The sequence below is a fragment of the Burkholderia sp. Bp8994 genome, assembly GCF_003853805.1.
Classification (GTDB): Bacteria; Pseudomonadota; Gammaproteobacteria; order Burkholderiales; family Burkholderiaceae; genus Burkholderia.
In genome coordinates, this window is the sequence record NZ_QTQH01000001.1 from 61154 (window position 1) to 79151 (window position 17998).

14 protein-coding genes and 1 pseudogene are annotated in these 17998 nt (G+C 68.6%); 9 read left to right on the forward strand and 6 right to left on the reverse strand.

What is annotated here, in order from left to right:
* Positions 1 to 24: 24 nt before the first annotated feature.
* The 5 genes and pseudogenes from DIE04_RS00275 to DIE04_RS00295 all read right to left on the reverse strand — a co-directional run bounded on the left by DIE04_RS00275 (position 25) and on the right by DIE04_RS00295 (position 5958).
* A complete protein-coding gene (locus DIE04_RS00275) occupies positions 25 to 336 on the reverse strand; it encodes a hypothetical protein (RefSeq protein WP_044843140.1) in 312 nt (103 codons plus the stop codon).
* A gap of 5 nt (positions 337 to 341) precedes the next feature.
* A pseudogene (locus tag DIE04_RS00280) lies at positions 342 to 605 on the reverse strand (BCCT family transporter); the annotation flags it as partial.
* A gap of 326 nt (positions 606 to 931) precedes the next feature.
* Positions 932 to 2119 carry a porin gene (locus DIE04_RS00285; protein WP_124519661.1) on the reverse strand — a complete coding sequence of 396 codons (1188 nt, stop codon included), beginning with the start codon at positions 2117 to 2119 and terminating at the stop codon, positions 932 to 934.
* A gap of 119 nt (positions 2120 to 2238) precedes the next feature.
* Positions 2239 to 4659 carry a glycoside hydrolase family 31 protein gene (locus tag DIE04_RS00290; RefSeq protein ID WP_124519660.1) on the reverse strand — a complete coding sequence of 807 codons (2421 nt, stop codon included), beginning with the start codon at positions 4657 to 4659 and terminating at the stop codon, positions 2239 to 2241.
* Positions 4660 to 4686: 27 nt separating this feature from the next.
* Positions 4687 to 5958 (reverse strand): MFS transporter, encoded by a 1272-nt coding sequence (locus DIE04_RS00295; protein ID WP_124519659.1) that lies wholly within the window; start codon positions 5956 to 5958, stop codon positions 4687 to 4689.
* A gap of 449 nt (positions 5959 to 6407) precedes the next feature.
* Here DIE04_RS00295 and DIE04_RS00300 point away from each other — a divergent pair, with 449 nt between their 5' ends.
* From DIE04_RS00300 to DIE04_RS00335, 8 genes are all read left to right on the forward strand, one after another.
* Complete coding sequence (locus DIE04_RS00300) at positions 6408 to 7358, forward strand: MurR/RpiR family transcriptional regulator (protein WP_124485005.1); 951 nt, start codon at positions 6408 to 6410, stop codon at positions 7356 to 7358.
* Entirely contained in the window at positions 7355 to 8341 is a 987-nt protein-coding gene (locus DIE04_RS00305) for an isoaspartyl peptidase/L-asparaginase family protein (RefSeq protein WP_124485004.1), read from the forward strand. The genes DIE04_RS00300 and DIE04_RS00305 overlap by 4 nt, the downstream gene beginning before the upstream one ends.
* A 27-nt stretch (positions 8342 to 8368) precedes the next feature.
* A complete protein-coding gene (locus DIE04_RS00310) occupies positions 8369 to 10318 on the forward strand; it encodes a dipeptide ABC transporter ATP-binding protein (RefSeq protein ID WP_124519657.1) in 1950 nt (649 codons plus the stop codon).
* 129 nt (positions 10319 to 10447) lie between these two features.
* Positions 10448 to 12010 (forward strand): glutathione ABC transporter substrate-binding protein GsiB, encoded by a 1563-nt coding sequence (gene gsiB, locus DIE04_RS00315; protein ID WP_044842908.1) that lies wholly within the window; start codon positions 10448 to 10450, stop codon positions 12008 to 12010.
* Positions 12011 to 12077: 67 nt separating this feature from the next.
* Positions 12078 to 12998, forward strand: a complete 921-nt coding sequence (gene gsiC, locus DIE04_RS00320; RefSeq protein ID WP_044842909.1) for a glutathione ABC transporter permease GsiC — start codon at positions 12078 to 12080, stop codon at positions 12996 to 12998.
* A gap of 13 nt (positions 12999 to 13011) precedes the next feature.
* Positions 13012 to 13905: a glutathione ABC transporter permease GsiD gene (gene gsiD / locus DIE04_RS00325; protein ID WP_044842910.1), complete on the forward strand. Its 894-nt coding sequence runs from the start codon at positions 13012 to 13014 to the stop codon at positions 13903 to 13905.
* Complete coding sequence (locus DIE04_RS00330; RefSeq protein WP_124519656.1) at positions 13905 to 14996, forward strand: P1 family peptidase; 1092 nt, start codon at positions 13905 to 13907, stop codon at positions 14994 to 14996. The genes gsiD and DIE04_RS00330 overlap by 1 nt, the downstream gene beginning before the upstream one ends.
* The gene (locus tag DIE04_RS00335; RefSeq protein ID WP_124519655.1) at positions 14993 to 15820 is read left to right on the forward strand and encodes a M55 family metallopeptidase; all 828 of its coding nucleotides are present in this window, start codon (positions 14993 to 14995) and stop codon (positions 15818 to 15820) included. The genes DIE04_RS00330 and DIE04_RS00335 overlap by 4 nt, the downstream gene beginning before the upstream one ends.
* A gap of 35 nt (positions 15821 to 15855) precedes the next feature.
* Here the strand turns inward: DIE04_RS00335 and DIE04_RS00340 are convergent, their stop codons facing one another.
* Positions 15856 to 16635: an alpha/beta fold hydrolase gene (locus DIE04_RS00340; protein ID WP_124519654.1), complete on the reverse strand. Its 780-nt coding sequence runs from the start codon at positions 16633 to 16635 to the stop codon at positions 15856 to 15858.
* Between the two features lie 142 nt (positions 16636 to 16777).
* Between DIE04_RS00340 and DIE04_RS00345 the strand changes: the two genes are divergently transcribed.
* Entirely contained in the window at positions 16778 to 17557 is a 780-nt protein-coding gene (locus DIE04_RS00345; RefSeq protein WP_044842914.1) for a helix-turn-helix domain-containing protein, read from the forward strand.
* Positions 17558 to 17998 lie beyond the last annotated feature (441 nt).

Consider the following 17998-nt stretch of genomic DNA (forward strand, 5'->3'; position numbering starts at 1 on the left):
GCGCCGCCGCGCAAGCGACAGATATCAGCCGCGCCTCGCACGCAACATCAGCCACGCGCAGCCCGCCGCGACGAGCGCGAGCCCGAGCAGCACCGCCTCGACGCCGAGCGCGAAACCGGGCGGCATCTCGCCGCTGTTCGGCACGGGCGACAGGTTGGCGGTGATCGCGATCGCACCGCCGGCCAGCAACGCGATGCAGACGATCCAGTAGACCTTGCCGCGCGGCGCGGCGGTGCGGATTCGCCACAGCGCGAGGCCGACGCCACCGAGGTAAAGCACCGCGAGCGTCGCGAGCGCGATGAAGTCGCCGGTGCGATCGTGCAGCAGGCCGCTCATCGTGCGACTCCGTCGGAGGCCACGCGTCCGCACGATGCGATGAACGCGTCGACCGCGTGGCCGATCCGGCCGTTCACGCGCTCCCGCAGCATCGGATACAGCCCGGACCGCAGCGTCAGCGGCAGGTTGTAGCGGAAACCGAAGTGCGCGAGCACGAGCCCCGTCAGCCCGTAGATCGCCCACGCATGGAAGCCCCAGTGGAAGAAGGGCATCAGCATGGCCTCGCGCGCGGTGGCGGGCGTGCTGGGGGCGACGGCCTGCGGCTCTAACGCCGTGCGGGTCGAGGGACGGGAACCTGGCATGGCTGGCATCCAGTTGTGGGCGCAACGAGGCGCGACGCCGCCCGGCGCGCGCGTCGCACGTCGGACCCTGATACGGCGTGCGTCGAGTGTAGCGCGGTGTCGGGACTGCAAGAAGGGGCAAGCAGCAGGGGTTAACCTGACGAATTGTAGGGTATCGGGCCGATCGCGAACACCCTCGCACTGAGCCGGCGCGTGCGACGGAGCCCAGACCGAGCGCAGACGAGGCGCGGAATCCGGCGCCCCGGATGATGCGGACCGTCCGGGGCGCCGGCGGGCGATGCGCTGCCGCGATTTCAGAACGTCACGGCGATCCCGGCCATGCCGACGAACTGGCCGTGCGTCGTCGACGGCATGAGCTGCTGCGAGTCGCCGACGATCGGCGCCGCGTCGACGATATGGCCGGCACCTTGCGCGCCGAGCGTGCGCCCGCTCGAATGCGTGTACGCCTGCAGCGCATAGAGCGTCGTGCGCTTCGACAGGCTGTACGACTCCTTCAGCGAATACTGCTGGTAGCGGGCCGCGTTCGACACGCCGTTCGCCTTCGACGCGAGCGTGTACGCGAACGCGCCGGCCACCGAGAAGGTCGGCGTGAAGCGGTACGCGGCGAGCGCGCCGTAGGTGTTGAACACGGCCGTGTTCGCGAACGCGGAGCCGTTGCCGGGCAGGTACTTCACGTTCGAGTAGTTGAGGCCCATCGTCAGGTTGCCGAGCGTGTAGTTGCCGGCCGTCGCGACCTGCTCGACAGCCTTCGCGGTCAGGTAGCCCTGGTTCAGCACGGACACGGCGAAGCTGCCCGACGCCGCGGTCGCCGGATTCAGGAACCCCGCCGACGAACCCGAGCTGTTGATGCGCAGGTAGCCGGCCGCGATCCCGACCGGCCCGTTCGCATAGCGCAGCGCGGCGCTGAACGTATTGCCCTTGCCGGTCGCGCCGGCGATGCCGCCGAACGCGTACATCGCGCTCGCGGTCAGCCCGGACAAGGTCGGCGACGTATAGGTGACCGAGTTGTTCACGCGGATGGTCGTGTCGAGGCCGTCGATGTCGCCCGGATGCGCGCCGGTCGCACCGGTCAGCCAGCTGCTCGACGCGTAGGGGCCGACCAGCAGGAAGTACGGCGTGTACTGGCGGCCGGCCGTCACCGTGCCGTAATGGTCGTTGCGCAGCCCGACGAAGGCCTGGCGGTTGAAAATCGTGCCGGCGGCGGCTTGCGCGCCGGTGTTCAGGTTGAAGCCGGATTGCAGGTCGAAGATCGCGTGCGTGCCGCCGCCGAGATCCTCGTCGCCGCGCAGCCCGAACTTCGACGCATACAGGTTGCCGTCGCGCATGTACACGTTCGAGTGGCCTTGCTGGTTGTTCACGTACGCGAGCGAATCGTCGACCACGCCGTACAGCGTCACGCTGCTCTGCGCATGGGCGGTGGAAGCGCCGAGCGACGCGGCGGATAAAATCAGGATTGCATAATGATGATGCGGTGCCTTCATTGTCGATCTCCAGGTCTCTTCAGGGGGCGGGAGGCTGGACGGCCTCCTCTTGGATGGCGGGGCGGGCCGCGTGCGCGGTCCGCCCGAACATGGCTCGGCGCTTGCCCGAGCGTGCGCGGTCAGTCGTCGAGCGCCACGACGAGGCGACGCCACGCGCCGTCCCGCGCATCGTGCTCGACGCGCGCGCCGTGCACCGCAAGCGCGCCTTGCAGCGACGCCGGCAGCAGGATCTCGAGGCGCTCGGCGGGGCGATGCATGCGGCCGTCCCAGCGGACCGACACGCCGAGTTCGCCCGACGCCTGGCGGCCGGTCTCGATGCGCCACAGCCCGTATTCGCCGTCGCGCCACGCTTCCGTTTCGCCGTCGTCCTCGACGCATTCGCCGTATGCGACACCGTCCTCGATGCGTGGCGCGACGAGGAAGCCGCGCGTGTCCGCGCACGCGCCGAAGCGTTGCTCGGCGACGTTCAGCGGCAGCACACGGCCTTCGCGCAACAGCATCACCGGCGTGTCGAGCGGCGCGGGCAGCGTCACGCTCGCGCCGCCGTCGAACGATCGCGCGCTCGCGCAGCACAGCCAGCGCGCGCCCGACGGCAGGTAGACCGTGCGTTCCGTGCGGCCCGGGTCGACCACCGGCGCGACGAGCAGCGCGTCGCCGAGCATCATGTCGTCGCATTCGTCGTAGCAGCGCGGGTCGCGGGGGAAGTCGCCGAAGGTCGGCCGCAGCACGGGCTCGTAGCGCGTGGTCGACAGCCACAACAGGTGATAGAGATAAGGCAGCAGCCGGTAGCGCTGCTTGATCAGCGACGCGATCCGCGCGGTGATCTCCGGATACATCCACGGTTCATTGACGGTGCCGTCGTCATTCCACGAATGGATGCTGAAGCGCGGCATGAAGATGCCGAACTGGACCCAGCGCAGCAGCAGCTCGGGCGACGGTGCGGGACCGGAGAAGCCGCCGATGTCGTGACCGATGTTCGACACGCCCGACAGCGCGAGCCCGAGGCCCATCTTCAGGTTGTAGCGCAGCGTTTCCCATGACGTGTAGTTGTCGCCGGACCAGGTCTGCACATAACGCTGCATGCCGGCGCCGCCGGAGCGTGACACGAGGAACGGCCGCTGCGCCGGCGCATGCGCGCGCTGCGCGTCGCGCGACGCACGCATCATCAGCATCGTCTGCAGCACTTTCGCCTCGCGCGCGGGAAATGGCTGGCCGAAGCCGTGCGCGATCGCGTCGGGCGACCAGATCTCGTATTCGTTGTTGTCGTTCCAGGTCGACTCGATCCCGTAGTCGAGCAGCGCCGACGTGACCTGCTCGCGCCACCAGCGGCAAGCGTCCGGTTGCGTGAAGTCGATATATGCGCCGACCTCGTCCCAGAACTGCACCCACGCCGGCTCGCCGGACGCCGAGCGGATCAGCAGCCCGCGCCGTGCAGCGTCGTCGAACGCGGGATGATCGCGCAGCAGGCACGGCTTGATGTTCGCGCACAGGCGGATGCCGTGGTCGCGGTAGTGCTTCACGAATCCCTTCGCGTCGGGAAACTTCTCGCGGTTCCAGTTGAACACGTAGCGCTTCGCGCCGATCGACGTATAGCCCGACGACAGGTGGAACGAATCGCACAGGATGTCGTGCGATTCACACTGCTCGACGAACTGGCTCATCTGACGCTGCGCGTCCGGCGCGTCGGTGTAGCTCATCGTCGAGCCCGAATAGCCGAGCCCCCATTTCGGCGTGCGCGCCGGGCGCCCGGTGAGCCACGTGAAGCGCCGTGCGGCCGTGAGCGGCGTGTCGGGCGATGCGATGAAGTAGTAGTCGAGATCGCCGTGCTCGGCGACGAAGTAGCGGTACAGACCGTGGTAGTTGTCGAGCTCGCGGCCCATGTCGAACGCGCAATCCGACAGCGTGTCGTAGAACAGCCCGAAGCCCTGGCACGCGTCGGGCGACCAGGTGACGTAGAACGGGATGTGCTTGTAGAGCGGGTCCGTGTGCTTCGCGCTGTAGCCCATCGCGTCGATGTTGCGCATCTCGAAGCGCGCGCCGGTACGGTCGAGGTCGCCCGCGCGTTCGCCGAGGCCGAACACCTTGTCGCCGCGCTCGCGGGCGACGTAGTGATAGGCGCGGTCGTCCCACCAGCCGAAGTTGTACGCCTGCGTCGCGCGGTCGGCGAGCACGACGCGCCACGCGCCGTCGGCACCACGCATCGACCACGTGCAATGGCCGCCCTGCCGGCTTACCGTGAGACGGACCTGCGCGGTTTCGATGCGCACGCCGCCGTCGTCCTCGCCGAAGTCGTAGTCGGGCAGCGCGAACCCGCCGAGGTCGAGACGGTCGCGGCCCTCGAGCGGCACGTCGTCGAGGCCCGGTGCGATCGTCCAGGTGCGCGGGTTGCGCGCCGTTGCGTCGGGCAGCACGCGCACGCGCACGATGTCGTCCTCGAGCACGAAGATCTCGAGGGTCGCGCCCGCGTCGGACGCGAGCAGCACACGGTTCGCCTGCCGGGCGGCGACGCGGAACACGGGCGGATGAAGAAGCGAAGTCATGAAGGCGATTCCTGATGAAAACGAAGGTCAGGCGTGTTGCGCGAGCAGGCGTTCCTGCTTCGACTGCCCGCGGATCAGCACCGCGAGCAGCGTGACGCCGATGATGTCGAACAGGCCGAGGCACGCGAACAGCGGCGCGTAGCCGATCTTGTCGGCGAGCGCGCCGACCAGCAGCGAGAAGCCGAGCCCGCCGATCCACGCGGCCATGCCCGCGAAGCCGCTGGCGGTGCCGACTTCCTCGGGATCGAACACGTCGGCCGACAGCGTGTTGACGAGTGCGGAGATCATCTGGTGCGCGAAGCCGCCGACGCAGAACAGGGCAATGGCCGTATACGGCGACGACACGAGCCCGATCATCGCCGGCCCGAGCATCAGCACCGAACCGAGCGCGACGCCGGCGACGCGGGACCACACGAGCGGCAGTTTGAACCGGTTCGCGAGGTAGGGCGACAGGTAGCCGCCCGCGATGCCGCCGAGGTCGGCCGCGAGAAACGGCATCCACGCGAAGACGGCGATCTGCGTGAGCGCCATGTGGCGCTCGGTGGCGAGGTACAGCGGAATCCAGAAGCTGAAGGTCTGCCATGCGGGTTCCGCGAAGAAGCGCGGCAGCGCGATGGCCCAGAAGCGGCGCGCGGTGACGACGTCGCGAATCCGGCGCTTCGACACGGCCGGCATCGTGGCCTGGCCGTCGCGGATCAGCGTGCGCTCCTGCGACGTGAGGCGCGGATGATAGGCCGGCGAGCGGTACTGCGTGTACCAGAGCGCGGCCCACAGGAAGCCGAGGGCGCCGGTGACCATGAACGCGGATTGCCAGCCGAACCGCATCGACAGGAACACGACGAGCGGCGGCGCGATCGCGGCGCCGAGCGACGTGCCGGCGTTGAAGTAGCCGACCGCGACGGATTTCTCGCGATCGGGAAACCATTCGGCGACGGCCTTCATCCCCGACGGAATCGCGGCGGCCTCGAACAGCCCGAGCAAGCCGCGCAGGATGCCGAGCGACAGCCAGCCCGACGCGAAGCCGTGCGCGACGCCGACCACCGACCAAAGCATCGCGAAAAGCGCGAACCCGAGCCGCAGCCCGATCAGGTCGACGATGAACCCGCACACCGGCTGCATGATCGTGTAGCCGATCTGGAATGCGCCGACGATATACGAGTACTGCTGCGTCGAGATCGCGAACACCTGCTTCAGTTCCGGTGCGAGCACCGCGAGGGAGTTTCGAGCGAGGTAGTTGAGGATCGTGCCGAGGCATACCAGCACGATGATCCACCAGCGCAACGCCTTGACTGTTTTCACTGCTGTCTCCTGATCCATGCAAGTCGCCCGGCTAGGGCGTCTCGTTCAGTCTTATTTGTACGATGTCCGATCTTGGTGGGCGCCGATTCGCCCGGTTTTTCTCGAAATGACCACATTCAATCGAACATTTCGATGTTGTCGAAAGCTGATGTTATCGGACGACTGATCATTTTCGAGCATCCTATGTTCGAATTCGAATCAGGTCAACGTGAATCTGCATTCGAACGAACATGCTTGGGGTATTCCCGATAGGCGTGCAGATCGGGTGTCCGGCGCGTTGCGTGACGACCGAGCGCCGAACGCCCGCTTGCCGGGGCCGAGCGGCCGTCGACGGGCCGACTGCATCAGCCGGGCCCGGCAATGGGCGTGACAACCCTGATGAAAATTTATTTTTTTCCTGTCGGCAGATTGTGTAAATTGATTTTCATCCACCTTGCAAAACCATTCGCATGACGCCGCTCCTTCCGCACGATGTCAGTCACGAGGAATCCGCGATCGCGGAGCGCATCGCCTCGGCCATGCCGCGGATGACGCCGATCCACCGCCGGATGGGCGAGTTCGTGCTCGCGAATCCGTTCCGCGCGGCGACGATGCGGATCGACGAGCTGGCGCAGGCCGTGAACGCATCGATCGCGACCGCGAACCGCTTCGCGAAGGCGCTCGGCTTCGACGGCTATCCGGCGATGCGCGCGGCGCTCGTGCGCGGCTTCGAGGCGACGCTCGGCCCGGTCGAACGGCTGCGTTCCGCGCAGGAGCAAGAGCAGGAGCAGGGCGTGCGCGGCGCCGCGTGGATCGACGCGGTGTTCGACCAGGCCGTCACGAACATCGAGAACACGCGCGCGCAGCTGGATGCGGCCGACGTCGAAGCGGCCGTCGAGGCGATCGTCGGCGCGCGGCGCGTGCTGATCCTCGGCGCCGGTTCGAGCGCGTTTCTGACCGGGCTGATGGAACACGGCCTGTCGGTGTGTCACGACAACGTGCAGTCGCTCGCGCTGCTCGGCGGCCCGTCGCATGCGGCGCGGCGCCTGTACACGGCCGACTCGCGCGATCTCGTGATCGCGCTCGCGTTTCCCCGCTACGTGAAGGACACGATCGAGCTGGCCCGCCGCGCGGCGGCGCGCGGCGCGCGCGTGCTCGGCATTTCCGACGGGCCCGGTTCGCCGCTGGCACCGATCGCGTCGCTGAACCTGTACGTGAAGGCCGAGCGGCGTTTCGCGGCCACGTCGGAAGCGGCCGTGCTGACGATGATCGAGGCACTGATCGACGCGGTCGCGCTGCGCACGCACCGCTCCGCGAAGTCCGCCGCCGAAATGACCGAATTCCTGTTGCCGTGGCTGGTCCAGCCGCAAGCGGCGCTGCCGGCCGCCAACCCTTCTTCTTCCGGTCCGAAAAAATCATGACTTCATCCGCGATCGTCGCGATTCATGGCGGTGCAGGCACGATCCTGCGCGAGGCGATGGACACCGACACCGAACGCCGTTACCGCGCCGAACTCACCGCGATCCTGCAGGCCGCGCAGAAGGTGCTCGCCGACGGCGGCAGCGCGCTCGACGCCGTCACCGTCGCCGTGCGGATGCTCGAGGACTGTCCGTTGTTCAACGCCGGGCGCGGCGCCGTCTATACGGCCGAAGGCAAGCACGAGCTCGACGCGGCGGTGATGGACGGCACGACGCTCGCGGCCGGCGCGATCTGCTGCGCGACCCGCGTGCGCAATCCGGTCCTCGCCGCGCGGCGCGTGATGGAGGCAAGCGAGCACGTGCTGTTCGCGGGCGCGGGCGCCGATGCGTTCGCGGCCGCACAGGGCCTCGAACTCGCCGAGCCCGGTTACTTCGACACGGAAGCGCGTCGTGCGCAGTGGCTCAAGGCGCGCGAGGCGGCCGGCATGATGCTCGACCACGACGCGGCGACCTTCGCGTTCGGCGCCGGGCAGCCGGCCGAGCCGCTCGATCCCGACCGCAAGCACGGCACGGTCGGCGCGGTCGCGTGCGACCTGCGCGGCCATATCGCGGCGGCGACGTCGACCGGCGGCATCACCAACAAGCAGCCCGGACGCGTCGGCGATTCGCCGATCATCGGTGCCGGCTGCTACGCGGACGACGCGACCTGCGCGGTCTCCGCGACGGGCACCGGCGAGATGTTCATCCGGCTCGCGACCGCGCACGACGTGGCCGCGCAGATGGCCTATCGCGGCGCGTCGCTTGCCGACGCCGCGCACGACGTCGTGATGAACAAGCTGCCGCGCCTGGCCGGGCGCGGCGGGATCGTCGCGGTCGACGCGCACGGCAACGTCGCGATGCCGTTCAACACGGAAGGGATGTATCGCGGCTACGCACGCGTCGGCGAGACGCCCGTGGTCGGCATCTATCGCGACGATGCGGCCTGATTCCGGATCGTACGAGGAGACCTTCGCATGACTTCGAGCCGAACCCCGTCCGCGCTGGTGCTGCCGGAACAGCGCGTGGTCGCCGTCGACGACCTGTCGGTGATGTTCCGACGAGAGAACGCGACGTTCGATGCGGTACGCAACGTGTCGTTTCACGTCGATCGCGGCGAGACGCTCGCGATCGTCGGCGAATCGGGCTCCGGCAAGTCGGTCACGTCGCTCGCGCTGATGCGGCTCGTCGAGCACGGCGGCGGCGAGATCACGAGCGGCCGGATCGCGTTGCGGCGCCGCGGCGGCGCGCTCGTCGACCTCGCGCAGGCGAGTGCGGCGACGATGCGCGGGATCCGCGGCGCCGACATCGCGATGATCTTCCAGGAGCCGATGACGTCGCTGAACCCGGTGTTTACGGTCGGCGACCAGATCAGCGAGGCGATCGCGCTGCACCAGTCGAAGAGCGCGACCGAAGCGCGCGCGGAAGCGTTGCGGCTGCTCGATCTCGTGCGCATTCCGGAGGCGCGCCGCGTGTTCGCGCGCTATCCGCACCAGTTGTCCGGCGGGATGCGGCAGCGCGTGATGATCGCGATGGCGCTGTCGTGTCGGCCCGCGCTCCTGATCGCCGACGAACCGACGACCGCGCTCGACGTGACGATCCAGGCGCAGATCCTGCAACTGATCCGCGGCCTGCAGGACGAAATGAACATGGGCGTGATCTTCATCACGCACGACATGGGCGTGGTGGCCGAAGTGGCCGATCGTGTGCTGGTGATGTATCGCGGCGAGAAGGTCGAGGAGGGCGAGTCCGAGCGCATTTTCGCGACGCCCGCGCATCGCTACACGCGTGCGCTGCTCGCGGCCGTGCCGCGGCTCGGCTCGATGCACGGCACCGATATCCCCGAGAAATTTCCGCTGCTGAAGGTGGACGGCGCGAGCGCGGCCGCGCCGGCGCCTGCCGCGAACGACGTGAATGATGCGGCCGATGCGAACGATGCGAACGATGCCGCCGCGGTCCCCGCCGCCGGGCAGCCGCGCGTCGATCCGGCCGCGCCGCCGATCCTGCGCGTGCGCGATCTCGTCACGCGGTTTCCGGTGAAGAGCGGCGTGTTCGGCCGCGTGTCGCAGTACGTGCATGCGGTCGAGCGCGTGAGCTTCGAGCTGCGCGCGGGCGAGACGCTGGCGCTCGTCGGCGAATCGGGCTGCGGCAAGTCGACCACCGGCCGCTCGCTGCTGCGCCTCGTCGAATCGCAGAGCGGCTCGATCGAATTCGACGGCCGCGACATCAGCGCGCTGAAGGGCCAGGACCTGCAGGCGCTGCGCCGGAACATCCAGTTCATCTTCCAGGATCCGTTCGCGTCGCTGAACCCGCGCCTGACGGTCGGTTTCTCGATCATGGAGCCGCTGCTCGTGCACGGTGTCGCGAGCGGCCGCGAAGCGCAGGCGCGCGTCGACTGGCTGCTCGACAAGGTCGGCCTGCCGCCGGAGGCCGCGCGCCGCTATCCGCACGAATTCTCGGGCGGCCAGCGCCAGCGGATCGCCATCGCGCGCGCGCTCGCGCTGAATCCGAAGGTCGTGATCGCCGACGAATCGGTGTCCGCGCTCGACGTGTCGGTGCAGGCGCAGATCGTGAACCTGATGCTCGACCTGCAGCGCGAGCTCGGCGTCGCGTATCTGTTCATCTCGCACGACATGGCCGTCGTCGAGCGCGTCAGCCATCGGGTCGCGGTGATGTATCTCGGCCAGATCGTCGAGATCGGCCCGCGCCGCGCGGTGTTCGAGGCGCCGCAGCATCCGTACACGAGGAAGCTGATGAGCGCGGTGCCGGTGGCCGACCCGGCACGCCGGCATGCGCCGCGCCAGCTCGCGGCGGACGAGATTCCGAGCCCGATCCGCGCGGTCGGCGACGAGCCGATCGTCGCACCGCTCGTCGCGGTCGGCCCCGATCACTACGTCGCGACGCATCGCGTCGGCGGCGCGTATTGATTGCGCGGCGAGGCGCATATGGACCGTAGCTGCGCACGCGCCAGGCAACGGCGTCACTTCCCGGAGCGGATGCAGTCACGCCGCGATTTCCACCACGCGTTACCGAATCATCCACAGGAGCCAGACAAAATGAACAAGCCGCATTCGTTCCCGATGTTCCGCCCGCGCGCGCTGTTCGCCGCGGGGGCAGGCGCGCTCGCGCTGTCGGTCGCCGCGCCCGCGTTCGCGCAGCAGAACGTCGTGGTCGCCGTGTACTCGACGTTCACGACGATGGACCCGTACGACGCGAACGACACGGTGTCGCAGGCCGTCGTGAAGTCGTTCTACGAAGGGCTGTTCGGCTTCGACAAGGACATGAAGCTCGTGAACGTGCTCGCGACGAGCTACCAGGCGTCGCCCGATGCGAAGGTCTACACGGTCAAGCTGCGCCCGGGCGTGAAGTTCCACGACGGCACCGACTTCAACGCCGACGCGGTGAAGGCGAACTTCGACCGCGTGACCGATCCGGCGAACAAGCTGAAGCGCTACGGGCTGTTCCGCGTGATCGAGAAGACCGAGGTGGTCGATCCGATGACGGTGCGCTTCACGCTGCGCGAGCCGTTCTCCGCGTTCATCAACACGCTCGCGCACCCGTCGGCGGTGATGATCTCGCCGGCCGCGCTGAAGAAGTGGGGGCGCGACGTGTCGCTGCATCCGGTCGGCACGGGCCCGTTCGAGTTCGTCGAATGGAAGCAGACCGACGACATGAAGGTGAAGAAGTTTGCCGGTTACTGGAAGAAGGGCTATCCGAAGGTCGATTCGATCGACTGGAAGCCGGTGGTCGACAACAACACGCGCGCCGCGCTGCTCAAGACCGGCGAGGCGGATTTCGCGTTCACGATTCCGTTCGAGCAGGCGGCCGACCTGAAGAGCAATCCGAAGGTCGAGCTGATCGAGCGGCCGTCGATCATCCAGCGCTACATCTCGCTGAACACGCAGAAGAAGCCGTTCGACAATCCGAAGGTGCGTGAAGCGCTGAACTACGCGGTCAACAAGGAGGCGCTCGCGAAGGTCGTGTTCGCCGGCTACGCGACCCCGCAGACGGGCGTCGCCCCGGTCGGCGTCGAATACGCGACCAAGCTCGGGCCCTGGCCGTACGATCCGGCGAAGGCGCGCGCGCTGCTGAAGGAGGCCGGTTATCCGAACGGCTTCGAGTCGACGCTCTGGTCCGCGTACAACCATTCGACGGCGCAGAAGCTGATCCAGTTCGTCCAGCAGCAGCTCGCGCAGGTCGGCGTGAAGGTGCAGGTGCAGGCGCTCGAGGCCGGCGAGCGGGTCGCGAAGGTCGAGAGCGCGCAGGATCCGGCGGCGGCGCCGGTGCGGATGTACTACAGCGGCTGGTCGGCCTCGACGGGCGAGGCGAACTGGGCGCTGTCGCCGCTGCTCGCGTCCACGTCGGCGCCGCCGAAGCTCTACAACACCGCGTACTACAAGAACGGTGCCGTCGACGACGATCTCGCGAAGGCGCTCGAGACGACCGACAACGCGAAGAAGGCCGCGCTGTACGCCGACGCGCAGAAGCTGGTGTGGGCCGACGCGCCGTGGATCTTCCTGGTGCAGGAGAAGATCGTCTACGCGCGCAGCAAGCGCCTGCACGGCATGTACGTAATGCCGGACGGTTCGTTCAACTTCGACGAAATCTCGGTGAAATGACGGCAGCTCGCCCGCTGTCCGGCGCCGGCGGCGCAAGCTGCCGGCGCGCTGATTCGATCGGTGCCCCATGCTGAATTTTCTCGTCAAACGCCTGTTCGGCCTGCTGCCCACGCTCGCGATCGTCGCGGTGCTGGTGTTCCTGTTCGTGCACCTGCTGCCGGGCGACCCGGCGCGGCTCGCGGCCGGGCCCGAAGCCGACGACGCGACGGTCGCGCTGGTGCGCGCCGATCTCGGGCTCGACCGGCCGCTGCCCGCGCAGTTCGCGAACTTCTTCGTGAAGATCGCGCACGGCGATTTCGGCACGTCGACGCGCAGCAAGCGGCCGGTGTCGACCGAGATCGGCGAGCGCTTCATGCCGACGCTGCTGCTCACGCTCGTCAGCATGGTGTGGGCGACGGCGTTCGGGATGGCGATCGGGATCGCGTCGGCGGTATGGCGCAACCGCTGGCCCGACCGCCTCGGGATGACGATCGCGGTGTCGGGCATCTCGTTTCCGGCGTTCGCGCTCGGCATGCTGCTGATGGAGATCTTCTCGGTGAAGCTCGGCTGGCTGCCGGTCGTGCCGGACGGCACGTGGAAGAGCTACGTGCTGCCGTCGCTGACGCTCGGCGCCGCGGTCGCGGCCGTGATGGCGCGCTTCACGCGCGCGTCGTTCGTCGAGGTGCTCAACGAGGACTACGTGCGCACCGCGCGCGCGAAGGGCGTGCACGAGCCGCTGGTGGTGCTCAAGCATTGCCTGCGCAACGCGATGATCCCGGTCGTCACGATGATGGGGCTGCAGTTCGGCTTCCTGCTCGGCGGCTCGATCGTCGTCGAGGCCGTGTTCAACTGGCCGGGGCTCGGGCGCCTGCTGGTCGATGCGGTCACGATGCGCGATTACCCGGTGATCCAGGCGATCGTGCTGCTGTTCTCGCTCGAATTCATCCTGATCAACCTGACCGTCGACGTGCTGTACGCGGTCATCAACCCGACCATCCGGTTCAAGTGAGCGTGAGGCCAGCATGAACGCGACTGTCCAGCCCGCGGCGCCGGCCGCATCGAACACGATCCGCACGCCGTGGCGTGAATTCTGGCGCAAGTTCCGCAAGCAGACTGTCGCGCTGGTCGCCGGCGGCTTCGTGCTCGCGCTCGTCGTGCTGGCCTTCGTCGGCCCGCACATCGTGCCGTTCGATCCGGAGAACTACTTCGACTACGACGCGCTGAATGCGGGGCCGTCGGCCGTGCACTGGTTCGGCGTCGACTCGCTTGGCCGCGACATCTTCAGCCGGATCGTCACCGGCACGCGCATCTCGCTCGCGGCCGGCTTCTTCTCGGTCGCGCTCGGCGCGCTCATCGGCACGTTCTTCGGGCTGCTCGCCGGCTACTACGAAGGCTGGTGGGACCGCATCACGATGCGCGTGGCCGACGTGCTGTTCGCGTTCCCGGGGATCCTGCTCGCGATCGGCGTGGTCGCGATCCTCGGCAACGGGATGGTCAACGTGATCTGCGCGGTCGCGATCTTCAGCATTCCGGCGTTCGCGCGGCTCGTGCGCGGCAACACGCTGATGCTCAAGCACATGACCTACGTGGAAGCCGCGCGCAGCATCGGCGCGTCCGACTGGACGATCATCATGCGGCACATCCTCCCGGGCACCGTGTCGTCGGTCGTCGTCTACTTCACGATGCGGATCGGCACGTCGATCATCACGGCCGCGAGCCTGTCGTTCCTCGGGCTCGGCGCGCAGCCGCCGACGCCGGAGTGGGGCGCGATGCTCAACGAGGCGCGCGCGGACATGGTGACCGCGCCGCACGTCGCGATCTTCCCGAGCCTCGCGATCTTCCTGACCGTGCTCGCGTTCAACCTGCTCGGCGACGGGCTGCGCGACGCGCTCGACCCGAAGCTGGAGCGGCGCTGATGCGAGCCGTGCCCATGTGGGCCGCGACGCTGCCGGCCGGGCCGCGCGGCACGATCGCCGACGTGCCGGGCGTGACGGTCGGCCATGCGACGCTCGATGCGGGCGACGTGCAGACGGGCGTCACCGTCGTGAAGCCGCACCCGGGCGACCTGTACCGCAGCAAGGTGCCGGCCGGCGCGGCCGTGATCAACGGCTTCGGCAAGAGCGTCGGGCTCGTGCAGGTCGACGAACTGGGCACGCTCGAAACGCCGATCGCGCTGACCAACACGTTCGGCGTCGGCGCGGTGGCGCAGGCGCAGATTCGCGCGGCGGTCGCGGAGAACCCGCAAATCGGCCGCGACTGGCCGACCGTCAACCCGCTCGTGTTCGAGTGCAACGACGGCTATCTGAACGACATCCAGGCGTTCGCGGTGACGGCCGCGCATCACGACGAAGCCTGCAATACCGCGGCGCGAGATTTCGCACGTGGCGCGGCAGGCGCCGGGCGCGGGATGTCGTGTTTCGACCTGAAGGGCGGGATCGGCTCCGCGTCGCGCGTGGCCGTCGCGGCCGGCAGGCCGTATACGGTCGGCGCGCTGGTGCTCGCGAATTTCGGCCGGCTGCCGATGCTGATGCTCGGTGGCGTGCCGGTCGGACGGATCGTCGCGCAGCGGCGTGCCGCAGCGGACGCTCAGCCGACGCACGCGGCGCCGCCCGAGCAAGGCTCGATCATCCTGCTGCTCGCGACCGATGCGCCGCTCGACGCGCGGCAACTGTCGCGGCTCGCGCGCCGCGCGGGCGCGGGGCTCGCCCGCACCGGCTCGGTCTACGGGCATGGCAGCGGCGACATCGCGCTCGCCTTTTCCACCGCGTACACGATCGCGCACGATGCGTCGACCGTCGCGCTGCCGGCCCTCGTGGCCGATGCGGCGCTCGATCCGCTGTTCATGGCCGCGGCCGAAAGCGTCGAGCACGCGATCGCCGACGCGCTGCTGCAGGCCGTGACCGTGACCGGCCGCGACGGCCACGTACGGCAATCGCTGCGCGATGCGGTGCCCGAGCTCGAGCGGTTATTCAACGCAGGCAACGAAGGACGTCCGAGCCATTCATGAAGATTCTGATCTCGACCGACATCGAGGGTGTCGCCGGCGTGTTCGCCCTCGAGCAGACGCGTGCCGGCAATCCGGAATACGAACGTGCGCGCCGCTGGATGACCGCCGAGGCGAACGCGGCGATCGAAGGCGCGTTCGCCGGCGGCGCGCAGGCCGTCTGGGTCAACGATTCGCACGGCAGCTTCCGCAATCTGCTGCCCGACGGGCTCGATGCCCGCGCCCGCGTCGTGCTCGGCAAGCCGCGCACGCTGGGGATGATGGCAGGCCTCGAGCAGCAGCCCGACCTCGTGTTCATGATCGGCTTTCATGCGAAGTCGCAGACGCGCGGCGTGCTTGCGCACACCATCAACAGCTTCGCGTTCACGCAGGTGTGGCTGAACGGCGTCGAACTCGGCGAAGCCGGGCTGTACGGCGCGCTGGCGCGCGAATACGGCGCGCACGTCGCGCTGGCGTCGGGCGACGACGTATTCGCCGAGGAAACCCGGCCGCTGTTTCCGGACGCGCGTTTCGAGACGGTCAAGACGGCCGGCGGCGCATCGAGCGGCGACACGCTCACGCCGGCCGCGTCCTGCGCGCGCATCGCGACCGCCGCACGCGAAACGGTCGCGCATGCGCTGTCGTCCGGCTGGCGTGCGGGCGCGCACCGGCCCGCGCCGGCCGCTTGCACGCTGCGCGTGCAGACGGCCGCGCTCGCCGATCTGTTCTGCGTGCTGCCGTCGCTCGAGCGGGTCGATGCGGTGACGCTGCGCTTCGACGGGCCGTCGGTCGAGCACGTGGTGCGCACGCTGAACAGCCTGTCGGCCATGTCGTTCATGCTGCGGTGATGCGTGCCGACCGGAGGCCGCCGATGCGCGGCGCGTCACGCACCGGGCGCGCGGTCTGCCGCCGTGTCGAGCAGGAACGCTTCCATCGCGGCGACCAGCGCGAGCGGGGTTTCGTTCATCGGGTAATGACCGGCATTGCGCAGCACGTCGACGGTCGCGTGCGGATAGCGCCGCAGATAGGTGCGCGCCATCAGCGCCGCGTCGAACGCCGGATCGTGTTCGCCGATCAGCACCTTCACCGGATGGCGGCCCGTGATCTCGTCGGTGAAATCCGTGTCGGCCCACGCGCGGAAGTACGCGCCGAACGCGTGCGGCGACGAACAGGATGCCGAATACGCGGCTTTCCACTCGACCCAGGCGGCGGGCAACCGGCCGCCGGTGCTGCGATCGATGATGGTGCGGCGATCGGCGAGCTGGTCGGCGGCGCGTTCGAATAGCGCGCGTCGCGCGGCGTCGAACGGCAGGCCGCCGCACGGCACCGGCGCGATCGGCACCAGCGCGCGTACCCGGTCGGGCGCCATGGCGGCGACCTTCTCGATCGCCATGCCGCCCATCGAGTGGCCGACGAGGCTGAACGTGCGCCAGCCGAGCGCGTCGGCGAGGGCGAGCGTGTCGGCGGCGATTTCGGCGATCGAGTACGCGCCGTGCGCGCCGCGCATGCCGCCGTAGCCGCGGTAGTCCATGAACACATAGGTGAAGCGTTCGTGCGACAGCCACGTCTCGACGGGCTCGAACGCACGCGCGTCGCCGAACCAGCCGTGCAGCACGAGAACAGGGTGGGGGCCGTCCCCCACGCGATGAAACGTATTGGGCATCTCCGCTCCGAAGAAGTCGCTATCCGGCCGATTCGGCCGTCGGGTCTTGCGGCCATCCGGTCGCGCAAGCGTGGAGCGGATCGTAGACCGATCGAAGGTGACCCGCCTTCGATATCGGGTCATTCATGATGGAATTCGGGCCTTGAGAAATACGCTGCTGGATCCCTACGAAGACATTCCCCGTAGCGTCGTGGTGACCGCCAACGACTACGCGGCGGGCACGACGTTTCCGGAGCACGCGCACCGGCGCGGGCAGTTCGCGTTCGCGTCGCGCGGCACGATCAGCGTGTCGACGCCGCACGGCCGCTGGCTGGTGCCGCCGCAGCGCGCGTGCTGGGTGCCGGCCGGCGTGCGGCACGAAATGACGATGACCGGGCCGGTCACGATGCTCAACACGTTCGTGTCGGACGACACGGCCGAGGCCGCGGGGCTGCCGGACCAGTGCGGCGTGTACGGCGTGTCGCCGCTCCTGCGGCAACTGATCGACGATGCGATCGACCTGCCGGCGATGTATGACGTCGACGGCCGGGCGGGCAAGCTGATGGCGCTGCTGGTCGCGGAAATCGCGACGATGCCGCGGCTGTCGCTGCACGCGCCGCTGCCGGCCGACGCGCGCCTCGCGAAGATCTGCCGGCATCTGTTCGCGTCGCCGTCGATCGCGGCCGATCTCGACCAGGTGGCGACCGACGCGGGCGTGAGCCGGCGCACGTTTACGCGGCTGTTCCGCGCGCAGACCGGCGTGAGTTTCGCCGCCTGGCGTCAGCAGGTCTGCATGCTGGCGGCGATTACCCGCCTGAGCGACGGTCAGCCGGTGACGCGGGTCGCGTTCGATCTGGGCTATGCGAGCGCGAGCGCCTTTACGTCGGCGTTTCGCCGCATCCTCGGCGAAACGCCGAGCCGGTATCTGGAGGTTCGCCGCTAGCCGGAGCGGAGGCGGCGGCGAGTGCGGCGGCGTGCTCCGGTCGCGGACGAAAAAAACGCGTCTGCCAGGTTTCGGTCAGACGCGCTTGAAGGCACTCGGTCAGAAAAATCCGCGCTCAGGCAGCGGGGCAGTGTTCGCGCATTGCGGGTGAAATTGTTGCCTGTTCCGATTCAATCCCGTCGGTGTCGGGCGGATAGCAAAGCATACGCCGTGTAACGCGCAAACGATATCGTGCGGGCCCGACGATTCATGTGCTGTCGCAGCATGCGTTTCAATCGCGCGTTTGATGCCGGAGGCGGGAGCAGTCAACCAAGGGCGTCGGCCGTCCCGATCGGGCGTGCTGCGGCACGGCATCGAATGTGGGGGCCCGAAAGCGAAAACCGCCGCACGACGCGATGCCTGTCGGTATCGCGCCACACGGCGGTTCGGTGCGGGCAGCCG